Source organism: Pedobacter sp. ISL-64, assembly GCF_018613605.1.
Lineage (GTDB): Bacteria > Bacteroidota > Bacteroidia > Sphingobacteriales > Sphingobacteriaceae > Pedobacter.
This window is the reverse complement of the sequence record NZ_JAGGPU010000020.1, coordinates 131,331-139,449: the sequence shown is the minus strand read 5'-3', so window position 1 is coordinate 139,449 and position 8,119 is coordinate 131,331. Positions and strand designations below refer to the sequence as shown.

Sequence of the window (8,119 nt, the reverse complement as noted above, 5' to 3'; positions counted from 1 at the left end):
ATCGGGTGCCCATTGCCAGGCGTCGATATGGGCAAAAAGTGGAGCATAAGAGGCCATCTGTACCACATCGGCATTGCGCTCTAAGCCTGTCATTAACGAAGCTGAAGCTAACGCACTTTGCCAGTTGTTGCGGTTACTTCCGATTATACTATTGTCTGCATGGACCGCATATTCGCCAACAAAAACCTTCGATCCGTTTCTTGGGTAGTTATCGTAACGGCCGGCATTCTTTAAAAACCAATCGGCTGGGCGATAATAGTGTTCATCAATAAAATCAGCATTATTGCTTCTTAAAGTTGTGTTCAATAAGTCAAAACGGTCGCCATCCGGACCGGTGCCAGAGCTGTAAATCAGTTTAAAATCGGGATATTTGGCTTTTATGGCTTTAGTGAAAATCGCTAGCCTTTCCAGGTATTGTGGGCCCCAGTTTTCGTTTCCAACCCCCATCATTTTTAAATTGAAAGGTTTTGGATGGCCAAGATCTGCCCTCATTTTCCCCCATTTGGTATTTACATCGCCGTTGGCAAATTCGATCAGGTCTAAAGCGTCCTGAACATAGGGATCCAGTTCATCAAGGCTCGCTACTTCGGCTGAATTATACTGACAGGCCATGCCGCAATTTAATATCGGAAGTGCATCAGAACCGATATCTTCCGCCAGTTGGAAATATTCAAAAAAACCCAAACCAAAACTCTGGTAATAATCAGGTGCTGGGCGGTGTGCAAATTCAATATTCCAGCGGTTCATCAACAGTTGTCTGTTTTCGATCGGGCCGATGGTTTTCTTCCATTGATAACGGTTGGCCAGGTCGGTGCCTTCTACAATGCAGCCCCCGGGGAAACGGATAAAACCCGGTTTCATATCAGCCAGTAACTGTACCATATCGGCCCTTAACCCCTGTGGGCGGTTTTTCCAGGTGTCGCTGGGAAATAACGAAATCATATCCAGATCGATATTTCCTTTTCCCTGAAACCCAATGGCAAATTTTGCTTTTGGATCGGTTTCTGTCGCGGTAAAACTTGCTGATTGCTTTTTCCAATCGCCACCGGTCTGATCTGGGGTTAATCTTCCCTGTCCGATAACTTTATTATCTGCCGCCTTTAAGAGTAATGTCAACCTAACACCAGGTTTTGCTTGACGGTACATAACAGAAAAATCATATCGCATCCCCTTTTTTACGCCGATACCTTTAAATCCTTCATTTATCAACTCAAAATCATCAGTTTGTTTTTTTACCTGTAAATATCTAGGATTGGTACTGTTTACTTCTTTGCGGTTTACCACTAATACTTCACCTTCTCTTGGGTTTCTTCTAGAGATGGTCCAGCCCATCAGCGGTTTTGCAAATTCGAAAGAGCGGTTTTTGATCAGTTCGGCATAAATGCCACCATCAGCACCAAAGTTGATGTCTTCAAAAAAAACGCCCCACATATTAGGTTGCACCTTGGCAATGGAATGGTCTGTTTTAACTTTGATCACTTTTGCAGTTTGTGCCTGTACTTCGGAAGTGTACCCGATTCCAATTGTTGCATATGCCAGGCATGCCGAAAACACACTTTTTACAGGGTAATTTAATTTCATACGGTTTAATATTTGGAAGATCCTAATGGTAAAAGTAAAATATTTAAAATAATAAACGTTATCTAAACATTTATTTTTTTATTCATCAACGATTTTGTTGGTAAATTCTACAATCTTAGCATCGGGGAAAATGATACAAGCATCTCAAATATGGATTGAGGTAGTAAAAGGGTTTAGTAAAGTAACTTTTTACTTGATGTTTAAAATTTATTGAGCAGAAACCTTTAAAATCTTTCTTATAACATATTGTCATCGTCAAAAAGCAGGATACTACAGGATGCACCTTAAAGATATACTATTTACATTCGACATGAATCATTTATGGCTGCTACCCAGCGGCTGTTATGATCCGCTAACCAATAACACATGATGAGCCTTCGTTTTTTCAATATTCAAATATTGACTATTTTATTCAGTGGGGCTTTTATGTGCAAAATAGCTGGTTCACATGCTCGATAAAAGAATTATGAATCTTAAAAAATATACTTTGCTTGGCTTTTTAAGTGCAGCAACACTTTGTGGTTCGGCGCAACAAAAAGCTACAGATAAACAATCGGTTAAACTCTTTTTTGAGAAATCATACCTACAGGTAGACCGCAGTTATTACAGCACTGGCGAAGATGTATGGTTTAGCGCCTATTTGGTAAATGGAAAAAGTAGCAATTTAACCGCTACCAGCAATAATTTATATGTGGAGCTGCTTTCGCCAAAATCGGAAGTTTTAGACCGAAAAATGATCAGGTTGGACGGTGGATTGGGAAAGGGAGATTTTAAACTGAAAGATTCTATTCCTTCTGGTTGGTACGCCATTAGGGCTTACACCAATTGGATGCGAAATTTTGGCGATGATTTTGTTTTTCAAAAACGGATCCACATTAGCAATAACATTATTGAAAACGCTTCTTATTTTACCCGAAATCCGGTCAAAAAAAACGATGTTTCCAATTCGAAAAAATCGATTGCCTTTTTCCCTGAGGGCGGATCGCTGGTTGAAGGATTAACCAGTATTGTAGCCTTTAAAACCAATGATGACATTGGAAATGGGATTAAAGCCACAGGAAGTGTAATCTCTTCAAAAGGAGATACCGTAACTACTTTTCAAAGTACCGATGCGGGCATGGGCATTTTTGCTTTTACACCCAAAACGGATGAGAAATATAAGGTTGAGGGCCTTTATGGCAAAGAAAAATTTTCGTCGGAAATGCCCTTAAGCCTTAAAAAAGGCCTCTCATTACATATTACTGCCGATTCTTTAAATATCAAAGCAAGTATTAGTGCCAACGAGTTAATGTTCGGCGAGTTGAAGGATAAAAGCATTTCGCTTGTAATTAAACATGCGGGCGATAATATTTATTCCGGATCGATCAAATTAAGTAAAGCTATAGTATCGGTATCTATCCCAACAAAAGGTTTTCCGAATGGTATTGCAAGCCTAACCCTGTTGGATGACCAGAACAGGCCTAATTGTGAACGGCTTATTTTTATACAGGACGAAAATAAGGTCAATTTCTCGATCACCCCAAACAAAACAGCTTATAAACCAAGAGAGAAAGTGGTTATTAAGGTAAAAGCGACCAATTTTCTTGGGCAGCCAGCTAAAACGGCATTTTCCTTAGCTGCTGTTGATGGACTTATTCCAGATGATGGAAATGATATCGTATCGTATTTGATGCTGCAATCGGAAGTAAAGGGAGATATTAAAAATGCTGCGCAGTATTTTGATGCTAAAAATCCATCTCGTTTAAAACAGCTCGACTTATTGTTGCTTACCCAGGGCTGGAGAGATTATATCTGGAGAAAACTGGCCGATTCGGCTATTAAAATAAGTTATTTGCCCGAGCCTGGCATCACAATTAAAGGATTGGTAAGGGAGAAACTGGCCGACAAACCCATTCCGAATATGAATATTACCCTGTTTGGTACCAACTTTACTGGCAATAAAATCTTTACGACGAAAACCGACCAGAGCGGACGTTATTTTCTGGATGGGCTCAGTTGGTATGGCAATCAAACGGTAAAAATTTCATCAAAAGATGATAAAGGGAAAAAGGGTGGCTGGCTGCAGATCGATACGCTGATTAAACCTTTAAATTTAGCGCCGTTAAAAACGATCTCACCTGGAATTTCGAACACCTTGAACGTAGAAATCGGTAAACGCATGGATTATAACCGCACTTACAAGTTTGGCGATTCGATCAGTTTAAACGATATTGAAATTAAGGCCGCCCAGAATAATAAGGTGGTTCTGTTTCAGGATGTACTTACTTCATTTGGTTATCCAGAGGAAGTTTTCAACATTACAGCAGCCGATTATTCTTACAAGGGATTGGAACATTTTCTGTTAACAAAGGCTAAAGGAAGTTATCCAGCGGAAGAAAACGATAGTTTGGGTAATGAAGGAGTCACCTTTATCGCCAATGGAAAAAAAGTTAGGCCGGTTATTAAAGTAAACAACAGGCAGGAACTCTTTACCGAACGCTTAGATTACTACAGTTTAACCATGGATCAGATTAACCAGGTTAGAATTCAGCATTTATTAAACAGTACCGGAAAAGATGTGTACCTCATCAGCCTTAATTTAAAGGATGAGGCTTTGCGCGGACCAAATTTAGACTTGCTAAACCTAAATTTAAACGGTTATTATGCCGCAAGAACTTTTTATTCGCCAAATTACAGCAGTCCGGCAACACCAAATAAAGATTTACGTACCACCGTTTTCTGGGCACCAGCTGTAAAAACCAACGAAAACGGTGAAGCGACTATCATTTATTTTAATGGAGATAACAAAGCCGATATTTTGATCAAAGCCGATGGAATTACCGATAAAGGAGTGGCTGTAGCGGCGAAAACAACTTATAAAGTTCAATAACCAGTCAGAGATAAGCTATTATGATCAAAACCATTATAATCTTCAGTTTCAGCTTATTCTGTGTTACACAGCTTTTCGCTCAGCGCCAAATGGAAAAATTGGGACGTGGTGTAATTGCCGTACGGCAGAATAACGATTCTGTTTACGTAGGCTGGCGGATGTTGGGTACCGATGCCGATGACATTGCTTTTAACCTATACCGCAAAAGCGGAAATAATGAAGCCGTAAAACTCAATCACGATCCGATTACCAAGAGCACTAATTTTGTAGATGCTGGGGTTAAATTCGATCTTCCGAACAGCTATTTCGTAAAACCAATTTTAAAAGGCAGTGAATTGGAAGCCAGTAAATCTTTTACGTTGCCAGTCAAGCCGCCTATTCAGCAATATTTAACTATTCCTTTAAAAACACCAGCAGGTTATTCGCCTAACGATGCTTCAGTAGGCGATTTAGATGGAGATGGTGAATATGAAATTGTATTGCACCAAACTGGTCGCAGCAGGGATAATTCATCAAACGGTATTACCGATCCGCCGATTTTTCAAGCCTATAAATTAGATGGAACTTTTTTGTGGGAGATTAATTTAGGGAAAAACATCCGCGAAGGAGCTCATTATACCCAATTTATGGTGTACGACCTGGATGGTGATGGTATTGCAGAAATGGTATGTAAAACTGCCGATGGAACGGTAGATGGCAAAGGAAAAGTAATTGGCGATGCAACTAAAGATTGGCGCAACCCGAACGGTAAAATATTGGATGGCCCTGAATTTTTAACCGTATTTAGCGGTAAAACCGGAGAGGCATTAGCCACAACAGATTATATTCCTGCCCGTGGCAATATTGGCGCCTGGGGTGGTAGAGGTGGGAACGGAAAAAACGATAATACGGGTAACCGTGTAGATCGGTTTAATGCCTGTGTGGCCTATTTAGATGGGATCCATCCTAGTGTAGTGATGTGCAGAGGCTATTACGGCAGAACGGTTTTAGCAGCTTGGGACTGGCGTAATGGCAAACTAACTTCAAGATGGGTATTTGATACCAAAGATGCTAAAAACTCATTTTCAGGACAGGGAAACCACAATCTTACAGTTGCAGATGTAGATGCGGATGGAAAAGACGAAATTATTTACGGTTCGATGTGTGTAGATGATAATGGAAAGGGATTGTACACTACGGGCTTAAGGCATGGTGATGCCATTCATGTTTCAGACCTTGATCCGGAACACCCAGGTTTGGAGGTTTTTGGTGTACACGAAATAGAAGAAGGTACAAAAGGCCCAGGAGCTGCGGTTTATGATGCCAAAACGGGCAAAATATTATGGGAAGGATCGCAAGACGAAGATGTGGGCAGAGGAGTAGCCGATAATATCGATAATACCCGTTTTGGCGCACAGATGTGGTGGTCGGGATCGAATGGATTATTTGATATCAATGGCAATCGGATCGGTAATCAGCCCCGATCGACCAATTTTTTAATTTATTGGGATGGTGATTTATCAAGAGAACTTTTAGATGGTAATCATATAGATAAGTACAATGTCGGGAGGCTTTTTACGGCAGATGGAGCCGTTTCTAACAACGGAACCAAATCTACCCCAGCTTTAAGCGCTGATATTTTTGGAGATTGGCGCGAAGAATTGATTTTAAGAGCTGAGGATAATCAAAGTTTAAGGATTTACAGCACCACTATTCCGACCGAATACCGCAACTATACCTTAATGCACGACCCGCAGTACCGCTTAAGCATTGCCTGGCAAAATGATGGTTATAACCAACCACCACATACGGGGTTCTATTTCGGTTTCGGAATGAAGAAAGCACCAAAACCTATCATTATACTAATTGGTCGCTAAAAAATATTAAACTAATTGAGTAACGTAAATAATTATAACTAAGAATGAAAAAATATAGCTTTATCCTGGCGGGAATGATCATCATTATTTCTTCTTTTGCCTTTATCGCCCAGCATAAACCCGCATTACATACCATTGGCGATTCTACAGTCCGCAACTCGAACAAAGAAACCTGGGGCTGGGGAACACCTATTGCTTCCTTATTTGATACCACAAAAATCCATGTAGAAAACAATGCAATGGCCGGAAGAAGTACCCGTACCTTTTTATCGGAGGGCAGATGGGATAAAGTTCTGGAGACATTAAAACCGGGTGATTTTGTTACCATGCAGTTCGGACACAATGATGGAAGTATTCCTGATACTACAAAAGCAGGTAGAAGAGGTGTATTAAAAGGAACGGGTGAAGAAACCAAAGTATTAACCTGGCCAGATGGAAAAGTAGAAACTGTACATACCTATGGCTGGTATATCCGCAAATTTGTGCGTGAAACCAAGGCAAAAGGCGCTACACCGATTGTACTTTCGATGATCCCCAGAAATATTTTTAAAGATGGTAAAGTGGCTCGAGCCAATAACGATTTCGGGAAATGGGCAGCCGATGTAGCCAAAGAAGAGAATGCCTATTTTGTAGACCTGAATAAAATAACGGCTGATAAATATGATGCACTCGGTCCGGATAAGGTAAAACTCTATTTCCCTGGCGACCATACCCATACTAATTTAGAAGGCGCAAAAGTTAACGCGGCCTCTGTTGTAGAAGGAATCAGGGAATTAAAAGATTGTAATTTGAAAAAGTATCTGCTTTAATAAAGGAGAAAGACTAAAGCTAAAAGACCAAAGGCAATGACCAAAAATGCGTCATCTCGACTGTAGCATAGCGGAATGGAGAGATCTATAGATAGATTTCTCGACTTCGTTGCACTCCGCTCGAAATGACGATTCCAAAATAATCTGTTTAATCAAACCGCTTACGGTAAATTTAATAAACTAAACATGAAACCAATAACAACATATTTAAGCATTGTTCTCTTAGCAGCATTCATTGTTTTTTCTTCCTGCATTATCTTAAAACAGCAGGCAAAACCCACTTTATTCCTCATTGGCGATTCGACCGTTAAAAACGGAAAAGGCAAGGGTGATGGTTCTTTATGGGGCTGGGGAAGCTTTATCGGAGATTTATTTAATTCCGAAAAAATCAATGTCGAAAACAATGCCCTTGGCGGTACCAGCAGTCGTACTTTTCAGACCAATGGATTGTGGGATGCGGTTTTGGCTAAGGTGAAGAAAGGAGATTTTGTGATGATGCAATTTGGCCATAACGATAGTAGCCCATTAGACGATACCGCCCGTGCCCGTGGTACCATAAAAGGCATCGGAACGGAAAGTAAAGAAATTTACAACCCGATCAAGAAAAAACAGGAAGTGGTGTATACCTACGGTTGGTACCTGCGCAAATTTATCAGCGATATAAAAGCTAAAGGCGCAACAGCGATTGTATGTTCACCGATTCCACGCAATCCGGTTAAGGATAATGCTATAGTTCTGGCCAACGATAGTTATGCCAGCTGGGCCGAAGAGGTGGCAAAAGCCGAAAAAGTCGATTTCATTCCATTGAATCAGATCATTAAAGATAAATATGCTGCTTTAAGCGCGACTGAGGTAAAGGCATTTTTTACCGAGAAAGACCATACACACACCAACGAAGCAGGAGCAAAGTTAAATGCAGCTGCTGTTGTAGAAGGCCTAAAGAAATTAAAAAACAATAAACTGAATAGCTACCTGAAATAAGCCATCGGGCAGGATACTACAGG

At 40.5% G+C, this 8,119-nt stretch carries 5 protein-coding genes; 4 read left to right on the top strand and 1 reads right to left on the bottom strand.

Going from position 1 to position 8,119, the window contains the following annotated elements; all coding sequences use genetic code 11:
* Positions 1–1,581: alpha-L-arabinofuranosidase C-terminal domain-containing protein (locus J7E57_RS21820; protein WP_215166274.1), on the bottom strand; the 1,581-nt coding region annotated here is incomplete at its 3' end.
* Between the two features lie 466 nt (positions 1,582–2,047).
* Here J7E57_RS21820 and J7E57_RS21815 point away from each other — a divergent pair.
* The 4 genes from J7E57_RS21815 to J7E57_RS21800 all read left to right on the top strand — a co-directional run bounded on the left by J7E57_RS21815 (position 2,048) and on the right by J7E57_RS21800 (position 8,096).
* A complete protein-coding gene (locus J7E57_RS21815; RefSeq protein ID WP_215130949.1) occupies positions 2,048–4,450 on the top strand; it encodes a carboxypeptidase-like regulatory domain-containing protein in 2,403 nt (800 codons plus the stop codon).
* A 20-nt stretch (positions 4,451–4,470) separates the two neighbouring features.
* Complete coding sequence (locus J7E57_RS21810; protein WP_215130950.1) at positions 4,471–6,306, top strand: rhamnogalacturonan lyase; 1,836 nt, start codon at positions 4,471–4,473, stop codon at positions 6,304–6,306.
* Between the two features lie 44 nt (positions 6,307–6,350).
* A complete protein-coding gene (locus tag J7E57_RS21805) occupies positions 6,351–7,115 on the top strand; it encodes a rhamnogalacturonan acetylesterase (RefSeq protein ID WP_215130952.1) in 765 nt (254 codons plus the stop codon).
* A gap of 186 nt (positions 7,116–7,301) precedes the next feature.
* The gene (locus tag J7E57_RS21800; protein WP_215130954.1) at positions 7,302–8,096 is read left to right on the top strand and encodes a rhamnogalacturonan acetylesterase; all 795 of its coding nucleotides are present in this window, start codon (positions 7,302–7,304) and stop codon (positions 8,094–8,096) included.
* Positions 8,097–8,119: the final 23 nt, after the last annotated feature.